Genomic DNA, 16820 nt, shown 5'->3' with positions numbered 1-16820 from the left:
GGTAAGTTGTAAGATTAAGTGACGGATAATTAAATATAAAAAGAAACATGGTAGTTCTTTATTGTATAATGTAATCACCACAAAAACATTTACAAAGGAAAAAGTAACTACCATGAGTCTAATTCATATTACCACAAACAGCACAAAAAATAAACATTTAACAGAAATCGAAAGATATAAAATTGAAGCTTACCTCAAGGATAATAAGAAAGCCTGGCAAATAGCCCAGCTGCTTGGAAAGAGTGAACGCACCATCCAGCGTGAGATTAAAAGAGGTACTGTAATACTACTTGATACGGAGTTAAGGGAGTACAAGACCTACTGCGCAGATACTGCACAGCGTAAATACGACGAGAACGCAGCAAATAAGGGAAGGAATTATAAGATTGGAAATGATCATGAGCTGGCAGGATATATTGAGCGAATGATCGTGGAGGAGAAATATTCACCTGATGCAGTCATAGGCAGAATAAGACTGGAAGGAAAGTTTCAGACATCTATCTGCACAAAAACACTATATAACTACATTGACTCTGGATTATTTCTTCATTTGACTAATAAAGATCTTCCGTTAAAGAAAGAAGGAAAGAGGCGAATCTACCGGAAGGCGAAAGTGGCATTAAAGAATCTGAAAGGCACCAGCATAGAAGAGCGCCCTGATGAGATCGAGAATAGGGATGAATACGGGCACTGGGAAATGGATTGTGTAATTGGGGGACAGAACAAAGGTAAGGCTGTATTGCTTGTATTGAGCGAGAGAAAGAGCCGTGAGGAAATCATTTTCAAGATGACAGGGAAAACCCAGGAATGTGTTAAAAAGGCTCTGGACAGCCTGGAGAAGAAACATGGGTATGAGCGATTTGTGGAAATGTTTAAAACAATAACAGTGGATAATGGAAGCGAGTTCCTTGATTTTGGAGGCATAGAAAAATCAGTTAAAAGGAAGAAAAAGACCCGGACCAAGGTATATTATGCCCACCCATTCAGTTCATGGGAACGGGGTACAAATGAGAATACAAACAAACTGATCAGACGGTTTATACCGAAGGGGGGCAGCATAGATGATGTGACTCCATCTATGATAAAATATATAGAGAATTGGCTTAATAATTATCCGAGACGGATACTGGGATATAGAACTCCAAATGAAGTAAAGATAGCATAACATTGTGTATGATAACAATAATGAATACCAAATATTTACACGACATTTAAACTTGCAATTTTCATTTTTTAAAAAATTCATCAAATAATGCTTGCAATCTTAGTCTTAATGTAGTAGAATATTTGTTGTCGCAAGGCTCGTTGGTCAAGTGGTTAAGACGCCGCCCTCTCAAGGCGGAATCACGAGTTCAATTCTCGTACGAGCTGCTAATATTAATATGGTTATGAACCTAGTAAATAAGCCACTTTAGAGAGATTAGAAAATTCTCTAAGGTGGTTTTTTATTTGAAAATTATAAATTTTTCAACGGATTTTTCAACCGTTTTTTAACTTTTTCTATTATAAAGCGTTATACTAACCTTGTTTTTTGCTCTTATATCTTTAATGTTAAAATTTTATTTGAATATTTTAATAAGGTTGTTTGGTGCATTGTTTTTCCTGTATGAACATAATTTCTCATTCTTGGAAGGTAGTATTTGCCCTTTGGTATTTTTACCTTTTTGAATTTCGATTTCTGTAATGTTCCCATATTTGTTAGGATAAGTAAGAAGGTGTTAAATGAAAATGTAGATTGGCAATTAAAAAACCAAAAATAATTGAAATCCTTGTAATAAATGAAGATGGAAACATAATTGCAATATGTGAATATTTCAATTTATAACATCGTTTAAGTTAAGAGGTGAGCCATATGCCAGATTTAGCAAGGTTACATGATATTTCATTGGATTATAAGAATGAAATAGCAGAAAGCATTGTTACCTTGTTGATAATAGAGTTTGCACGGAATTTATCTAAAATCATATATTAAAACAAATAAATAATTGAGGATTATTTATGGTAATTCATGTAGTTCAGCAAGGTGATACCATTCAATCAATATCTGATTTTTATGGAATATCCGTAACAAGGTTAATTCAGGATAACGGTTTAGAAAATCTTGAAAGATTAGTAATAGGACAATCAATCGTAATAGCAATTCCTGAAGTCACTTATACCGTTCAAGAAGGTGATACATTAGAAGGCATAGCAAATTTATATAATATTACTATTATGCAATTACTAATGAATAACCCATTTCTTTCAGACAGAGTGTTTATATATCCTGGAGAAATTCTTGTAATCAGTTACAGTAAAAAAGGCAGTATAGTAGTACATGGTAATACGAATCCTAATATTAATATAGAAATATTAAGAAAGACATTACCTTATTTAACGTATCTTTCAATTTTGAATTATACAGCTACAAGGGATGGAGAAATAATTACTTATTTTGACGATACACAGATTATTAAAATTGCAAAAGAGTATGGAACAATGCCTTTATTGTTAATAACAACATTAACCATACAAGGCGAAGCGAACTTAGGAATAGAATATAATTTATTATTCGATGAAGATTTTCAAAACAATTTTATTGAAAACTTATTAAGTATTTTAAATGTAAAAGGTTATCAAGGAGTTAATTTATCTTTTCAGTATATAAACATATCTAATATATATTTATACAATGCATTCTTTGCAAAGTTTACGGATCGATTGAGTGCTCAGGGGTATTCCGTATTTTTAACGATAAATCCCAATATAAGTAATAATGGTAGTGAAGTTAGCTTTGAAAGAGTCGATTATTCTATTTTAAATGATTTAGCACAAAATATTATTTTTATGAATTACCAATGGGCAACTAATATAAACCCACCCGGACCTATCAGTTCAATTTATAATATAGATGCATTTTTAAATTATGTAAATAATTATATACCATCAGATAAAATAATCATTGGTATTGCTACTATTGGTTACGATTGGGAACTTCCGTTTTTGCCGGGATTTTCGAGTATTTATTCTATTACTTATGAAAGAGCTATTAATTTAGCAGGAGAGAAAGGTGCAGTAATACAATTTGATGAATTATCACAGACACCTTATTTTCTATATTATGATGAACAAGTACAGCACATTGTATGGTTTATAGATTCAAGAAGTATAAATTCCTTATTAGATATAGTGGTTAAATATGATCTTTATGGGTTAGGGATATGGAATATAACTATTTATAATCCGCAATTGTGGTTAGTAATTAATTCACAATATGAGATTGAAAAATTCATATAGGATGGAAATAATAGATTTATTAATTCTGATGTAGGAGAAAAGCAATCCAACGCTCCTGTATCAGAAATGATTTATTATAAAATATTAAATCTGATCATTAATTAGAAAAATTTAATAATACCCTGCACACTCTATCAAAATGTGTAGGGTATTTAAAGATTGAATTTATTGGACTATATGACCGCCGACAATAGTCAAGTATTGACCATTTTTAACACTTTGGAGTATATAATTAATACAGCTCATTACGTTTTATTATATCAATTCTATTACAGAATATATTCACTTATATTTTTACACAAAGCCTTAACGTTGGCTCCTCCGGATAATTCAAATCTAACCACACCTACTCCACTTAACCATATATCCAGCTCTGCATCTAAGTCAAGCAGACCGGCTGTTTCAACAGAATAGGTTTGAATCTTGCTGTATGGTATTGAGGTATAATCTACTTTCTTTCCGGTTAAGCCTTGCACATTACAGCTAATAATTCTCTTGTTTGTAAAAACAACTCTGTCTCTAATAGATACGTAGCTGCCGGTTACAAATTCACCATCAATTAGAAGTTCTTCTACTGCATTTTCACCGTACTTTAAGGATTCTCCTTTTAGCTTTACCAAACCTTTGTTATTAAAATCAATCATTTTTTCCTCCCTTAATAAAAATATATATGTAAAATTATTATAAAATAAAAATACCATAGCCTATTCCGGCCTTACCCCCACTTATAAAATATTCTGCAAATGCTTTTTGTAAAGAAGTGGTCTTAGGCCAATCTTTCGGTGACTTGTTATAATCATTGCCGAATAATCTCCATGCATCAAGGAATTCTTCCTCTGCTTTTTCGTAAATATAAGAAAAATCATCTATGAAACTTCGAATATTGGAATGGGTGGGAAATACTTCTTTATAGGCAGGATACAGAAGCCAGGAATCACAGACTACAGGTATTGGTTGATTGTCAAATTCCTTACTGTAAAATTCCTTAGCCTTATGATAGGATTCTAACCGTTCCTCTTTTGTAAAGGATCCGCTAGAGGGGATATGTATCATAAGAACTTTATCACCAGATTTTATGGTTATTCCGTTTATGGTAACTGTATCAAAGGAAAAGGATGCACATTCGTATTGCATACGGCCTAATGCAAAACGTGACATTTGGTAATAACCCGGAAACCAGTCACGAACAAAAGTACCCCATATACCGTATACATGGTGGCATTCCTTTAATTTATATCCAAGATCTTTAATTGAATCCCAATAAATATCCTCAGGTAATCCTTTTTCCGAATATTTCTCCATTAAAGGTTTGGCACATAATAGTAAAAGTAACATTGACATTGTATAGGAATGCTCTTTTAATTCAACAGAAAGCTTATCAATTTCTGCAAATGCCTTTTCAGAAGAAGTATGTATAAATAATTGAACAGCAGACTTCATACTATTATCGTATTCAGGATTATGTAATATTCGTTGATATAGTGCTAGAAATATTTCTTGTGCTTCTTGGGGAAAGTGTATCTTACTCATTAGTTCTGTTAAAAATAATTCATCACTCATAATTTAACCACCTTTTTAAGTTATTTATTATATCTTAATTTACTTAATATTTTATCTTATATAAAACACGATAGCAATATCTTAAATTATTAATTTGGATGTTAAGCCTTATAGATAAGCCCATTGACATCCCAATTAATATAAACCATAATAATATCATTATAATAAAAAAAGAAGGCTAAAGATATGATATATATTTCAACGGCACTATATTGTGAAGCACAACCCTTCATTCGTCATTATAATTTAAAGAAAGATATGATAGAAAGTAAATTCCAAATATTTCGTAATGATTCTATTCTATTAATTATTACTAAAACCGGCAGTATGAATGCTGCTATTGGAGTAACCTATCTATGTACAGGGCATATTCCCGGACCGTCAGATCTTTTTATCAACATAGGAATTTGTGCAGGGATGAACAATGATATTTCTGTGGGAACCTTATTTTTATGTAATAAAATTACAGAACAAGTGACAAACAGAAGCTATTATCCGGATGTTCTCTTTGCTCATCCCTTTTTAGAAGGCAGTATTATCAGCAGTCCCAACATTATTAATAATAAAAGAGAAGAAAAATATGTAAATGGAAAAGCAGGTATGGATAAAGAATGTCTCATAGATATGGAAGCAGCAGGTGCTTATCAGGGAGCAAGTATCTTCTTTCAGCCCCACCAGTTGATTTTCTTAAAAGTTGTTTCCGACTATGGTACAGGAGAGAAGGTAACTCCAGAAAAAGTGACGGATCTGATAGGAAGTAATATAGAAAAGATCACATCCTGGCTGGAACAAATTCATAGAAACTGTTTAGTAAACCAGATTTCTTTTCTAGAGGAAGAAGAGGAGTGCATAAGAAAAGTTATTGTCAACTTGCAATGTTCCGTATCAATGGAACATCAGCTGCGGCAAATATTACGTTATTATAAGCTTGCTCATGGAAGCTTTTGCGAAAGATTAAATCAATATATGAATAATCCTGATATGCCTTGTAAAACAAAAACAGAAGGGAAGAAATATTTTGAGCAACTTAAGTCAAAACTTATTTAATCCGTATTATTCACATATTTATATAGAGAAGGAAGCTTACGATCATCCAAATACACAGAGGATTATTTCTCATTTTCCTAATTCTATATTAGTAGAAATTAATCATTACAAAGATGTTTTTTGCAGGAGCCATCAAAATTATATGCTGCAAAAACAAAGTCCAAGTCTGATTTTAGCCAAAAAGCAGAATAATCTTCTATACGAGGGGGCGCCAGTATGCCAAAACTTTGGGAATAAGCATTTTTACTACACCTCCTCAGTAATGAACTGTGTATATGATTGTGAGTACTGCTATTTGCAGGGAATGTATCCATCCGGGTATCAGGTTATATTTGTGAATCTGGAAGATATATTTCAGGAAGTGGAGCTATTATTGGAGAAACATCCGGTTTACTTATGTGTTTCTTACGACACGGATTTATTGGCAATGGAAAATGTTTTAGGATATGTAAAAGAGTGGTCGGAATTTACTTTAAAGCATCCTGACTTAACAATTGAAATACGAACCAAAAGTGCTAACCGATCTCCCTTTAACAAGCTGATTCCAAATGAAAACACAATATTTGCCTGGACACTGTCTCCTCAAGGGATAGCAGAGGGTTTTGAACATAATACACCTTCCTTTATGCAACGGCTTAGTTGTATTCAGGAAGTAATACAAAAAGGCTTCCCCGTAAGGTTATGTTTTGATCCTGTGATATATACGGAACATTGGAAAAAGCTATATTGTGAGATGATAGAAACTACATTTTTCATGATTCCTGGTAGCAGAATAAAAGATGTCAGTATCGGAGTCTTTCGTGTTTCTCGTGATTATATGAAACAAATGAGAAAACAAAGACCGGATTCCTTAATTATTCAATATCCTTTTGAAAATGAGAATGGGGTTTTTCACTATGGCCAAAAGCGGTCGAAGGAAATGATAAACTTTATTTATGAGAAAATAAACCGGATTATTCCGGAATATAGAATATTCGTATGGGAAGTGTGAAGAAATGCATCTTCATAAATGGAAGACCATGTCTTCCATTCTGAAGAACGCCAACATGAGAATCCATTGAAGTTTTCATATAGATTTCTTCATTTATAATTTGAGATGTCGCAAAGCGATATCATATTTAAAAGTTGAAAGAATTTCATTCTTTCAACTGTGAAAGGAGCATGGTTATTAAAATGAAAGCAGCCATTATTACCGGAGCCTCTTCCGGAATAGGTTTAGAAATCAGCAAGGTTCTGGTTAAAAATCAGTATAAAGTTTTTGGTTTTGGAAGAGATTTTTCAGGAATGGATTTTAAGGCGGAAAATTTTATTCCTGTTAATTGTGATGTGATGAATACTTCTGATTTGTGTAATAAGATTAAGAAAATTCGTAAGGAAGAAGAGATTCATGTTCTGGTGAATAATGCCGGAGTTGGTTATTTTGGACCTCATGAGGAGCAAAATACTAAGAAGATTCAGGAAATGGTTACTGTTAATCTGGAAGTCCCTATGATTCTGACCCAGATTTTATTACGAGATTTAAAAAAGAATTCGGGTTATGTAATAAACATTTCTTCTGTTACCGCTAAAAAGACCAACACCCATGGTTGCGCTTATGGTGCCACGAAAGCAGGGTTAACTAGCTTTTCCCAAAGTTTATTTGATGAGGTTAGAAAATATGGAGTAAAAGTAACAGCAATTCACCCAGATATGACCAAATCTAATTTTTACCGGAATGCTGACTTTTGTGAAGGTGAAAAGGAGGATACTTATCTTTTGGCAAAAGAGGTGGCTGCAACTATTGATATGATATTAAATCAAAGAGAAGGGTCGGTTATATCTGAAATAACCTTACAGCCCCAGAGACATCAAATTGCAAAGAAAGGATAGTGACCTAAATATGATTTGCAATGAGTTTAGTAAATGATTAATAAATAATTTTTGAAATAGAAACTAAACATTATTAAAATTATTGTCTAAATAAGTACTATCGCAAAGAAATATTTATCTTTTGGTAGAAAATAGTTGACATATACAATTTATTAGTAGTATAATGATGATAGTTTAATAAATTAATATTAAAAAAGATTTAAATAATAACTAAATATTACTAAACATTATAATAGCAAGCTACTTATAAGTAATTTTAAAAATGTTATAAAATTATTTTAGGTACTTATGTTGTAATTACTTTTTAGTAAAATTAATTAAATTAATTAAATTAATTTATTACTAATTAACGAAGTGTAAATAGTATCCCCCTTAGATTACTGTTTATCTTACATAGCCCAATGTTTAAACCTATATAAATAATTCCCCGCTTCATACCACTGAATGCGGGGAATTTAATCTATTTTTTTATAATTATTTATTCCGGTCCATTCTTTCGTACTTTCACGAACAACAATTGTTCCACCTACAAAAATTTTTATATTTTGAAATGTTGGATCTTCAATGGTAGTATGAAGTTGTCTTAATGCCATAGAACCAATTAATTTTTTAGGAACAGCAATAGTAGTAAGAGAAGGAGAATTTATAGCAGAAAAGGGTATATCATCGAATCCAATTATAGAAATATCTTCGGGTATTTTATAATTATATTCTTTTAAGGCTTTTATTGCTCCAATGGCAATAGCATCACTGTCTGCAAAGGCACAACTTGGCAACGAAATAGATCGCTCTAAATATTCTTTCATACCTTGATAGGCTCCCAGTAAAGTAGGGGCTAATAATAATTCATTCGTCGGTTCATAAGTAAGATTACATTTTTCACATGCTGCTAAAAAGGAATCCTTACGTTCTTCGGAATTTGAAGTCATTTTATTACTTCTAAAATATGCAATTTTTCTGTGGCCTAAAGCTGTAAGGTGAGATAGAGCTTTGTAAATCATTTCGTTATTATTTAGTGCGATACAATTACATTCCATATGCGGCATTTTATTATCAATTACTATATAAGGGATGGGTATTTTCTCAAGTATCGGATATGTATGAAAATCCAGTTCTGTACCTAAAAGAATTAACCCCTGATATAAAGTAAAATCAATACTTTGTAAAGTTTCTTCCAGACAATTTTCTGAAGTTAAAATACTTAGGCTATATCCAAAGTTTCGGCAATCATTTTCGATGGAATCCATAACAGCTGCAGTAAATCCGAAATTTTCTTCAATCATTAAATCCTGTTCTATATATTTTATAAACAATATATTCTTAGGTGTACTTTTGGTCCTTTTAGGGATAGCATAATTATATTCCTCAAGAACCGCATTCACATGTCTTCGAGTTTCTTCGCCAACACCTTTTTTGTTGTTTAATACAAGAGAGACTGTAGCAGGGGAAACACCAGCAATTTTGGCTAATTCCTTTATATTCAAATTTTATTCAACCCTTTCATACTATTTGGTAGTACATCAATCTACTCAAGTACAATTATATGTTAAAATGAAATGTTTTACTAGATAAAAATTAAATTTTGTTTTACTAAAAAATCTCCTATTTTTCAATGAAAATACTATAAAATATCAATTTAAAATATATAGAATTATATTCAAATAATAAAAAAGACTGTTACCATATTGTCATTTGAATCTTTAATCTCTAATACTACAGAGAAAATATCCAATCAATGACAACTGATTTGTAACAGCCTTTATTGTTTTCATTATTCAACTTATTTCAGCAGGGATGAAATGATACATCCAGCCTAATTTATATCTATAAAATTTAAGCTTCAGGTTCTTCCGGTTCTTCAGATTCCTGTACTCTGGCATCATTAACAGAGAGCAGTAGTTGATCTGATCCGCTGGATAAGGTTAACCCTTTAGGTAATGTAAGATCACTTAACTTGATAGTACTTCCTGGGGTTAGATTAGATACATCAACTTCTATATCATCAGGAATATCCTGAGGTAATCCGGTTACCAAAACAGCATCTAATTGTCTGTTTAATATCAGTCTTTTTGCTTCTAATAATTCCTGACCGGTAATTTTAATAGGTACTTGAGCTTTTATTTCTTCAGAAAGAGAAACTTTTTGAAAATCTATATGAATGATATCGTAATGCAGTGGAGATGTTTGGAATCCCTTTACCATAACATTATATTCATTACCGTCTGAACTATTAAGTTTAATGATGGCATTTCTTCCGAATTTGTTTAAGCATTTTCTAAATTCATCTTTTTTAACAGCTACTGGTATGGATTCCATTCCTTTTCCGGAAATAATACCAGGGATAAAACCATTTTCTCTTAACTTTTTATTTTTACCTTTCTTAATCTCAGATCTTGCTTCTACTTCCATGATTGGTGTTTCTTGCATATTATTTAACCTCCTTAATTGTAAATAAATTATACTATAAAAAACCGTATAAAACAGAAAATTTATAGGCACTGCTATAGCAAAAAATAAAAACTTAACTATAATTATATATATTATTAGAAAAAAGTCAAGGAAGCGAAATAATTATCATAAAATAATCAATTTTAATTAAAATTAATAAAAATAAGTTACTAAAGTATATTAGAAACTGAAAAAATAAAACATTTTATATGATAACACGATTCCCTAGAAATCCCCTCTTAAATTAAGGAAGGTACTATAAATATCCAATATTCCATAACCCCATTCCCGATTGGGATATACAATATTAGGGTCTCTTATCGCTCCCCGTATCAATAGGTTTTTGATATCCACACTATCCATAAGAATGTGATTCCGGCGTACTACTCCCCATTCTAACAGCATGGCAGCGATGCCGGCTGTATGAGCAGCAGCAACGCTGGTACCTGAAAAGGTTGTATATTGGTTATTTAATGCAGGGCCAATTAAATTAACTCCTGGTGCTGCAAAGTTAGGATTTATGGCATTGGTTCTTGTATACCCTCTGCTTGCTTGTAAATACAAACTTTGATTTGCAATGTTGTATGCAGTGACTACAATAGGTACTACAGCATTACCTGGAGAAGTCAGGGTGTAGTCAGGACTTGCTTCCGGAAAATAGGTTTCACTGGTTAAAAAGGATTGTAAAGGCATCCATATATGAAATCGCCTTTCCAGTGGGCCAGAACCATAAACACGGAATCTCCAGATTCCTTCGGCAGGCCTCCTAAATCTTAATAAAATAAGCTCATCGCCGGTCTGGGCTTCCACTAGCTGATAGTCAAGGAGAATAACTGTTTCCTCAAAAATAAAACGAATTTCTCTAGACTCACCGAATCTGGCTGGAATTCGAGGAATATATTCTCCGGAAGGTGATAAAATATCCAAAGAATAGGTATTGGGAGCATCACCCCAAAGCTCCATAGAAAATCCGTATTCATTTGGACCTACCCTTAACTCCACCGTATTATATTCCTCATTATTAGGTATGGTACCTAAGTAGTGTAATCTGCTGGTTCCTTCATTTCCGGCGGCAACGCTAATGGATATTCCTGCATAATCTGCTACTCTTGACACAGAGCTGCTTAAAGCTCCCCGTTCGTCATGCCCTCCTTGAGTAGTTCCAAGTCCTATTACAATAGACATTGGCCTATGTAAGCTTTCTGCAACTCTATTTAAATATTTTAGCCCAAGTAAAAGGTCAGTTTCTTGATAACACTGGGCTTCCGGTGGAATTGAAAAGAATTCCTTCAGATTGTTTTTTGCTGGCTTTAATTTAACAACAACCAATTCCGAATCAGGAACAACTCCGCTGAAGTTATTGGCTTCATCCGGATTACCTACCATAATACCTGATAAGAAAGTACCATGACCGTCTTCATCAACACTTGGAACAATGGACAAGGGATTTTCACTGGCTAAAGCTTCATTAATTTGTGCTCGTGTATATTCCGTCCCATAAAAAAAGCCTTCCGGAGTATTATCTGTAATAATAGTTTGATCCCAAATTGAAAGAATCTTTGAAGTTCCATCTGCATTTACAAAAGCAGGGTGAGTATAATCTATACCGGTATCAATAATGCCTACTAAAACACCCCCACCTCTTAAATCTAGAGCGGGAATACTACGTACTCTTCTTACGCCTGAGGCTTCTAAGCTTAGCATGTCTAAAAGTCCGAAGCAAGAAGGAATAGCACCATAACCATATATTTGAAGAAAATTACTTGGTAATTCGGCAATCGGGTAATATACAGCAGCATGGGTGATATTAATTATGGTGTAACATAAATTTGGATTAGCCTGTAGTTCACCTAAATATCTTCCATATTCTATTAACAAGTCAAAATAGTCTTCACTATATATTCTTTCTCTACATTCTAAATCCAAGTTACTCCCCCCATTTTAATACTTGTTATTAAATATATGAGATTAAGATTACTTTATTCTATGCCTATTGCAATTTTATTGACAAATATTTAAATAATATTTATAATGAGATACTAGTGAACTCTCTTATTATAGAAGAAACAGAGAGAAAACATTGATGTGCGTAGGAGGCAAACATAGTGAAATCATATGGAGTAAATGAACTAAGGAAAATGTTCTTAGATTTCTTTGAAAGTAAAGGACATTTAAAATTAAACAGTTTTTCTCTTGTTCCACAAAATGACAAGAGTTTATTATTAATTAATTCCGGTATGGCGCCATTAAAACCATACTTTACTGGACAAGAGATTCCACCAAGAAAAAGGGTTACTACTTGTCAAAAATGTATACGTACCGGTGATATAGAAAACGTTGGGAAGACAGCCAGACATGGTACTTTTTTTGAAATGCTTGGTAACTTCTCCTTTGGTGACTATTTTAAGCATGAAGCAATTGCTTGGTCATGGGAATTTTTAACCGAAGTAGTTGGGTTAGAAGCAGATAGAATATATCCATCTGTTTATGAAGATGATGATGAGGCATTTGACATATGGAATAAGGAAATTGGTGTTCCAGCAGAAAAAATCTTCCGTTTTGGGAAGGCAGATAACTTCTGGGAACATGGAGCAGGGCCTTGCGGACCATGTTCGGAAATCTATTATGACCGGGGCGAAAAATATGGTTGTGGAGAGCCAGGCTGCACAGTTGGCTGCGAATGTGACCGTTATATAGAAGTTTGGAATAATGTATTTACACAGTTCGAAAATGATGGCAATGGCAATTATACAGAATTATCTCAGAAAAATATTGATACCGGTATGGGGCTGGAAAGACTTGCTGTTGTAGTTCAGGATGTTGATTCTATATTTGATGTAGATACTATTAAAGCACTCCTTGAAAGAGTATGTCAGGTTGCAGGAGTCACTTACAAACAAGATCCTAAAGTTGATGTATCTATACGTTTAATAACTGACCATATACGTTCAGTTACATTTATGATTTCAGATGGTATTATTCCATCTAATGAAGGAAGAGGCTATGTCCTTCGCAGATTACTTAGAAGAGCAGCACGCCATGGACGCCTTCTTGGAATTAAAGACCGTTTTTTAGCTACTTTAAGTACAACAGTTATTGAAGGTTCTAAAGACGGATATCCGGAACTGGAAGAGAAGAAAGATTATATTCTTAAATTATTAACTATAGAAGAAGACAATTTTTATAAAACAATCGATCAAGGATTAAGTATTCTGTCCGAATTAGAAGAGAACCTTATAAAAACAGGTGAAAAAACTTTATCTGGTGAAGATGCTTTTAAATTATACGATACTTATGGATTCCCAATTGATCTAACAAAAGAAATTCTGGAAGAGAAAGGCTTTGCCATTGATGAAGAAGGCTTTAAAGAAGCCATGAACGTACAAAGAGAAACTGCAAGAAGTGCACGTGCCGTAACAAACTACATGGGTGCGGATGAAACCGTATATCAACAGTTAGATCCAAGCTTATCAAGTGAATTTGTTGGATATGACAAATTAAATCATACATCTAAAATAACTGCTTTAACTACAGAAACGGATGTTGTTAATGAATTAATTGCAGGTCAAAATGGTACAATAATAGTTGAAGAGACTCCTTTCTATGCAACCAGCGGTGGACAGGTTGCTGATATAGGTGTTATAAAAACAGCTGATGCAGAATTTAAAGTAGAAGATGTTATTAAATTACAAGGTGGTAAAATCGGCCACGTTGGAAAAGTAATAAAAGGAATATTACATGTTACAGAGCAGGTTAACTTAGCAATTGACATGGACAACAGATTATCTACCGGAAAGAACCACAGTGCTACTCATCTTCTACAAAAAGCCCTTAGAGTTGTATTAGGTTCTCACGTAGAACAGGCCGGTTCCTATGTATCCAGTGATAGATTACGTTTTGACTTTACCCACTTCTCAGCGTTAACCAAAGATGAGATTGAGAAGGTAGAAGCAATTGTAAATGAAGAAATTACTGCTGGTTTAACCGTTCATACTGAGATTATGTCCATGGAGGAAGCTAAGAAAACAGGAGCTACGGCTTTATTTGGTGAAAAATACAGCGATAATGTCCGTGTAGTATCCATGGGTGATTTTAGTAAAGAACTTTGCGGAGGTACACATGTAAGCAATACTTCAAGTATTACTGTGTTTAAAATACTTTCTGAAACCGGTGTGGCAGCAGGTGTTAGAAGAATTGAAGCTTTAACCGGCAAAGGTGTATTCACTTATTATAAAGAGATTGAAGAAGAACTAAATCAAGCCGCAAAAGTTGCAAAAGCAGAACCAGCTATGCTTTCTAAGAAAATTGAGTCTTTACATGAGGAAATCAAAGCTCTTCAGGCGGAAAATGAAAAGCTGAAGAATAAATTAGCAAAAGATGCTTTAGGTGATGTCATGGATCAGGTAATAGAAGTAAAAGGCGTTAAATTATTGGCAGCCAAAGTTCCTGATGTAGACATGAATGGATTACGTAACCTGGGCGATCAGCTAAAAGATAAGATGGGTGAAGGTGTTATTGTACTGGTTTCTGTAATGGAAGGTAAAGTTAATTTAATTACCATGGCTACAGAAGGAGCAATGAAAAAAGGCGCTCATGCAGGAAATCTAATCAAAGAACTTGCTGTATTAGTTGGTGGAGGCGGCGGCGGCCGTCCGAACATGGCACAGGCAGGTGGAAAGAACCCTGACGGTGTGGATGAATTAATAGCAAAGGCTGGTTCCATATTGGAAGGACAAATTAAATAATTTAAAAATGCCTATATAAAAGAAGTAAAGACTATACAGTTTGTTAAAAATAAATATTTGTGAAAAACTTTAATCACAAAACTTGTTTACAAAAATCAAATGTTGACGAAATTGAAATATTTATTGCTTTTAGGGAAAATTAAACCTTTGAGAATCTAGTGTTTTCAAGGGTTTATCTTTTTTATAATAGTCATAAATACGGTATATTTTTTAAAGTAGTATACAAGATAAGATATAAAAAATAACTATATTAAACGGTATGAAAGAAGTTATTAGCCTTCTAATAGGCCAAAATAAAAGTAACAAATATTGTCTTGTGTCTTAAACGAATTAAAAAACCGAGGGTTGCAGGATATTCTAATTCTTTGTGCATATGGTTAACTAGGTCTTATTTTTATTAGTATAGTTATAAGTCTATATGCTTTTGAGTATGCTTAGTTCGATAATATTTCTATATTGAATAAATTTATATACAAGGGGGAACAAGACATGAAAATTAAAAAACCTAACATTTCATATGAATTAAATATTGTAGAGGATTTACTTCCATATATATATCAAGCTAAGATGGAGGAAATAGACATTGTTAAAAAGCGTATAAAAGATGTCTTTCTAACTGATGAAGATTTATCACATATTTCTTTTAATGAGGTAATTTTTGAAAATTGTAAATTTATTAACTGTTCGTTAGAAAAATCTAGTTTTATAGATGTTATCTTTAAATCATGTGATCTATCTAACAGCAACTTTAAAGATGGTTACTTTAACCGTTGTGAATTTATTTCATGTAAATGTATAGGGGTAAACTTATCTAATAGCTCTTTACAACAGTCATATATAATGGATTCTAATTTTCATTATGCTAATTTTGATAATTTAAGTTTAAATTACATTTTTATTAATGAAAGTGATATGACTAGTGTAAATATGACTGAATGTAAAGTGAAAAATTTTCAAACGAATGCAACGAAATTTATAAATACAAATTTTTTCAATACTAAACTTAAAGGAATAGATTTTACCCAAAGTGATTTAGAAGGAATTATTGTATCCAGTAATTACACAGAGTTAGAAGGTGCTATTATAAATCATTTTCAAGCTGCAGGTTTAATAGTCCTATTAGGAGTTGTTGTGAAGTAAATTTTATAAAATTAAGTGTTATAGTAAGATACTTATTCATGACGAAACAAAGTGGATAGCAACGAATGTTCACAATGCATAACATGCAGATGTTCTTTTGTAAAGGGGAAATATAGTAAATAATTAAGAAAATTAATTTTTTGGAAAAGGTTAAATAATTTTTATTTTTTTCCTTATAATAATGATTAGCAACAATTCGTTGTTAAACGTAATACACTTATAATATACAAAAATGGAAAAAGCTATTGACAAAAGGTATAACCGATAATATAATCTTTATAGTGCTATTCAAATTATACCCAAACAGTTGTATAGGCACAATACACAACTGGAGGGAGGTTAGGTGTGAGACTATGTCAAATGTTATTGTAAAAGATAATGAGACTTTAGATAGTGCTCTACGTCGATTTAAGAGAAACTGTGCAAAGGCAGGCATTCAGCAAGAAATCCGTAAAAGAGAGCATTATGAAAAGCCAAGCGTAAGACGTAAGAAAAAGTCTGAAGCTGCTCGTAAACGTAAATTCAAATAAGAATAAAGTCTACAAAAGTAAACTTTTAAACCCTTAGATCATTAAAGAATGGTTTAGGGGTTTGATTTCGTAACGGAATAGCTTTTTATATTAATTAATGCTAATCTCTCATTAAAATCTTACTAAAGAAACTTGAAATTATAAATTTAAGCGAAGGGTTTTCAGAGTTTTATATGAGATAATTATAAAATATTGATACAGGGCA

Annotated in this window: 13 protein-coding genes, 1 tRNA gene and 1 pseudogene; 10 read left to right on the top strand and 5 right to left on the bottom strand. The window is 32.6% G+C overall.

All coding sequences use genetic code 11. The features are described from left to right. Positions 1-112: 112 nt before the first annotated feature. The 3 genes from BM183_RS17695 (at position 113) to BM183_RS17685 (ending at position 3276) form a co-directional block, all read left to right on the top strand. Positions 113-1165 carry an IS30 family transposase gene (locus BM183_RS17695; protein ID WP_091687853.1) on the top strand — a complete coding sequence of 351 codons (1053 nt, stop codon included), beginning with the start codon at positions 113-115 and terminating at the stop codon, positions 1163-1165. 134 nt (positions 1166-1299) lie between these two features. Next, positions 1300-1371 (top strand) — tRNA-Glu (locus BM183_RS17690). A 627-nt stretch (positions 1372-1998) separates the two neighbouring features. Beyond that, positions 1999-3276 carry a LysM peptidoglycan-binding domain-containing protein gene (locus BM183_RS17685; protein ID WP_091688476.1) on the top strand — a complete coding sequence of 426 codons (1278 nt, stop codon included), beginning with the start codon at positions 1999-2001 and terminating at the stop codon, positions 3274-3276. 269 nt (positions 3277-3545) lie between these two features. On the opposite strand, the gene BM183_RS17680 is transcribed toward BM183_RS17685, so the two are convergent. Both BM183_RS17680 and BM183_RS17675 read right to left on the bottom strand, forming a co-directional pair. Beyond that, entirely contained in the window at positions 3546-3920 is a 375-nt protein-coding gene (locus BM183_RS17680) for a PH domain-containing protein (protein ID WP_091688480.1), read from the bottom strand. Between the two features lie 37 nt (positions 3921-3957). Continuing rightward, positions 3958-4836: an acyltransferase domain-containing protein gene (locus BM183_RS17675; RefSeq protein WP_091688474.1), complete on the bottom strand. Its 879-nt coding sequence runs from the start codon at positions 4834-4836 to the stop codon at positions 3958-3960. Positions 4837-5022: 186 nt separating this feature from the next. Here BM183_RS17675 and BM183_RS17670 point away from each other — a divergent pair, with 186 nt between their 5' ends. From BM183_RS17670 to BM183_RS17660, 3 genes are all read left to right on the top strand, one after another. Further along, positions 5023-5883, top strand: coding sequence for a 5'-methylthioadenosine/S-adenosylhomocysteine nucleosidase family protein (locus BM183_RS17670; protein WP_091688472.1), 861 nt, complete (start codon positions 5023-5025; stop codon positions 5881-5883). Between the two features lie 142 nt (positions 5884-6025). Beyond that, positions 6026-6874, top strand: coding sequence for an SPL family radical SAM protein (locus tag BM183_RS17665; protein ID WP_330392445.1), 849 nt, complete (start codon positions 6026-6028; stop codon positions 6872-6874). A gap of 182 nt (positions 6875-7056) precedes the next feature. Beyond that, entirely contained in the window at positions 7057-7752 is a 696-nt protein-coding gene (locus BM183_RS17660) for an SDR family oxidoreductase (protein WP_091688468.1), read from the top strand. 455 nt (positions 7753-8207) lie between these two features. Here the strand turns inward: BM183_RS17660 and BM183_RS17655 are convergent, their stop codons facing one another. The 3 genes from BM183_RS17655 to BM183_RS17645 form a co-directional block, all read right to left on the bottom strand. Next, positions 8208-9236 (bottom strand): LacI family DNA-binding transcriptional regulator, encoded by a 1029-nt coding sequence (locus BM183_RS17655; protein WP_091688466.1) that lies wholly within the window; start codon positions 9234-9236, stop codon positions 8208-8210. 349 nt (positions 9237-9585) lie between these two features. Then, a complete protein-coding gene (locus tag BM183_RS17650) occupies positions 9586-10179 on the bottom strand; it encodes a 50S ribosomal protein L25 (RefSeq protein ID WP_091688464.1) in 594 nt (197 codons plus the stop codon). Between the two features lie 246 nt (positions 10180-10425). Next, entirely contained in the window at positions 10426-12126 is a 1701-nt protein-coding gene (locus BM183_RS17645; protein ID WP_091688462.1) for a S8 family peptidase, read from the bottom strand. A 179-nt stretch (positions 12127-12305) separates the two neighbouring features. On the opposite strand from BM183_RS17645, the gene alaS reads away from it, so the two are divergent. The 4 genes and pseudogenes from alaS (at position 12306) to rpsU (ending at position 16615) form a co-directional block, all read left to right on the top strand. Next, on the top strand, positions 12306-14945 hold the full coding sequence (gene alaS / locus BM183_RS17640) for an alanine--tRNA ligase (protein WP_091688460.1): 2640 nt from the start codon (positions 12306-12308) through the stop codon (positions 14943-14945). Between the two features lie 253 nt (positions 14946-15198). Then, positions 15199-15323: pseudogene (locus BM183_RS21715) on the top strand (transposase); the annotation flags it as partial. Positions 15324-15434: 111 nt separating this feature from the next. Continuing rightward, on the top strand, positions 15435-16085 hold the full coding sequence (locus tag BM183_RS17635) for a pentapeptide repeat-containing protein (protein ID WP_091688458.1): 651 nt from the start codon (positions 15435-15437) through the stop codon (positions 16083-16085). 353 nt (positions 16086-16438) lie between these two features. Next, positions 16439-16615, top strand: coding sequence for a 30S ribosomal protein S21 (gene rpsU / locus BM183_RS17630; protein WP_033166800.1), 177 nt, complete (start codon positions 16439-16441; stop codon positions 16613-16615). Positions 16616-16820 lie beyond the last annotated feature (205 nt).

This window comes from Anaerocolumna aminovalerica, assembly GCF_900115365.1.
Taxonomy (GTDB): Bacteria; Bacillota; Clostridia; order Lachnospirales; family Lachnospiraceae; genus Anaerocolumna; species Anaerocolumna aminovalerica.
This window is presented reverse-complemented; position numbering and strand designations above follow the sequence as displayed.

Coding starts and splice junctions, on each gene's coding strand:
- BM183_RS17695 (WP_091687853.1), top strand. CDS start 113: ATGAGTCTAATTCATATTACCACAAACAGCACAAAAAATAAACATTTA.
- BM183_RS17685 (WP_091688476.1), top strand. CDS start 1,999: ATGGTAATTCATGTAGTTCAGCAAGGTGATACCATTCAATCAATATCT.
- BM183_RS17680 (WP_091688480.1), bottom strand. CDS start 3,920: ATGATTGATTTTAATAACAAAGGTTTGGTAAAGCTAAAAGGAGAATCC.
- BM183_RS17675 (WP_091688474.1), bottom strand. CDS start 4,836: ATGAGTGATGAATTATTTTTAACAGAACTAATGAGTAAGATACACTTT.
- BM183_RS17670 (WP_091688472.1), top strand. CDS start 5,023: ATGATATATATTTCAACGGCACTATATTGTGAAGCACAACCCTTCATT.
- BM183_RS17665 (WP_330392445.1), top strand. CDS start 6,026: ATGCTGCAAAAACAAAGTCCAAGTCTGATTTTAGCCAAAAAGCAGAAT.
- BM183_RS17660 (WP_091688468.1), top strand. CDS start 7,057: ATGAAAGCAGCCATTATTACCGGAGCCTCTTCCGGAATAGGTTTAGAA.
- BM183_RS17650 (WP_091688464.1), bottom strand. CDS start 10,179: ATGCAAGAAACACCAATCATGGAAGTAGAAGCAAGATCTGAGATTAAG.
- BM183_RS17635 (WP_091688458.1), top strand. CDS start 15,435: ATGAAAATTAAAAAACCTAACATTTCATATGAATTAAATATTGTAGAG.
- rpsU (WP_033166800.1), top strand. CDS start 16,439: ATGTCAAATGTTATTGTAAAAGATAATGAGACTTTAGATAGTGCTCTA.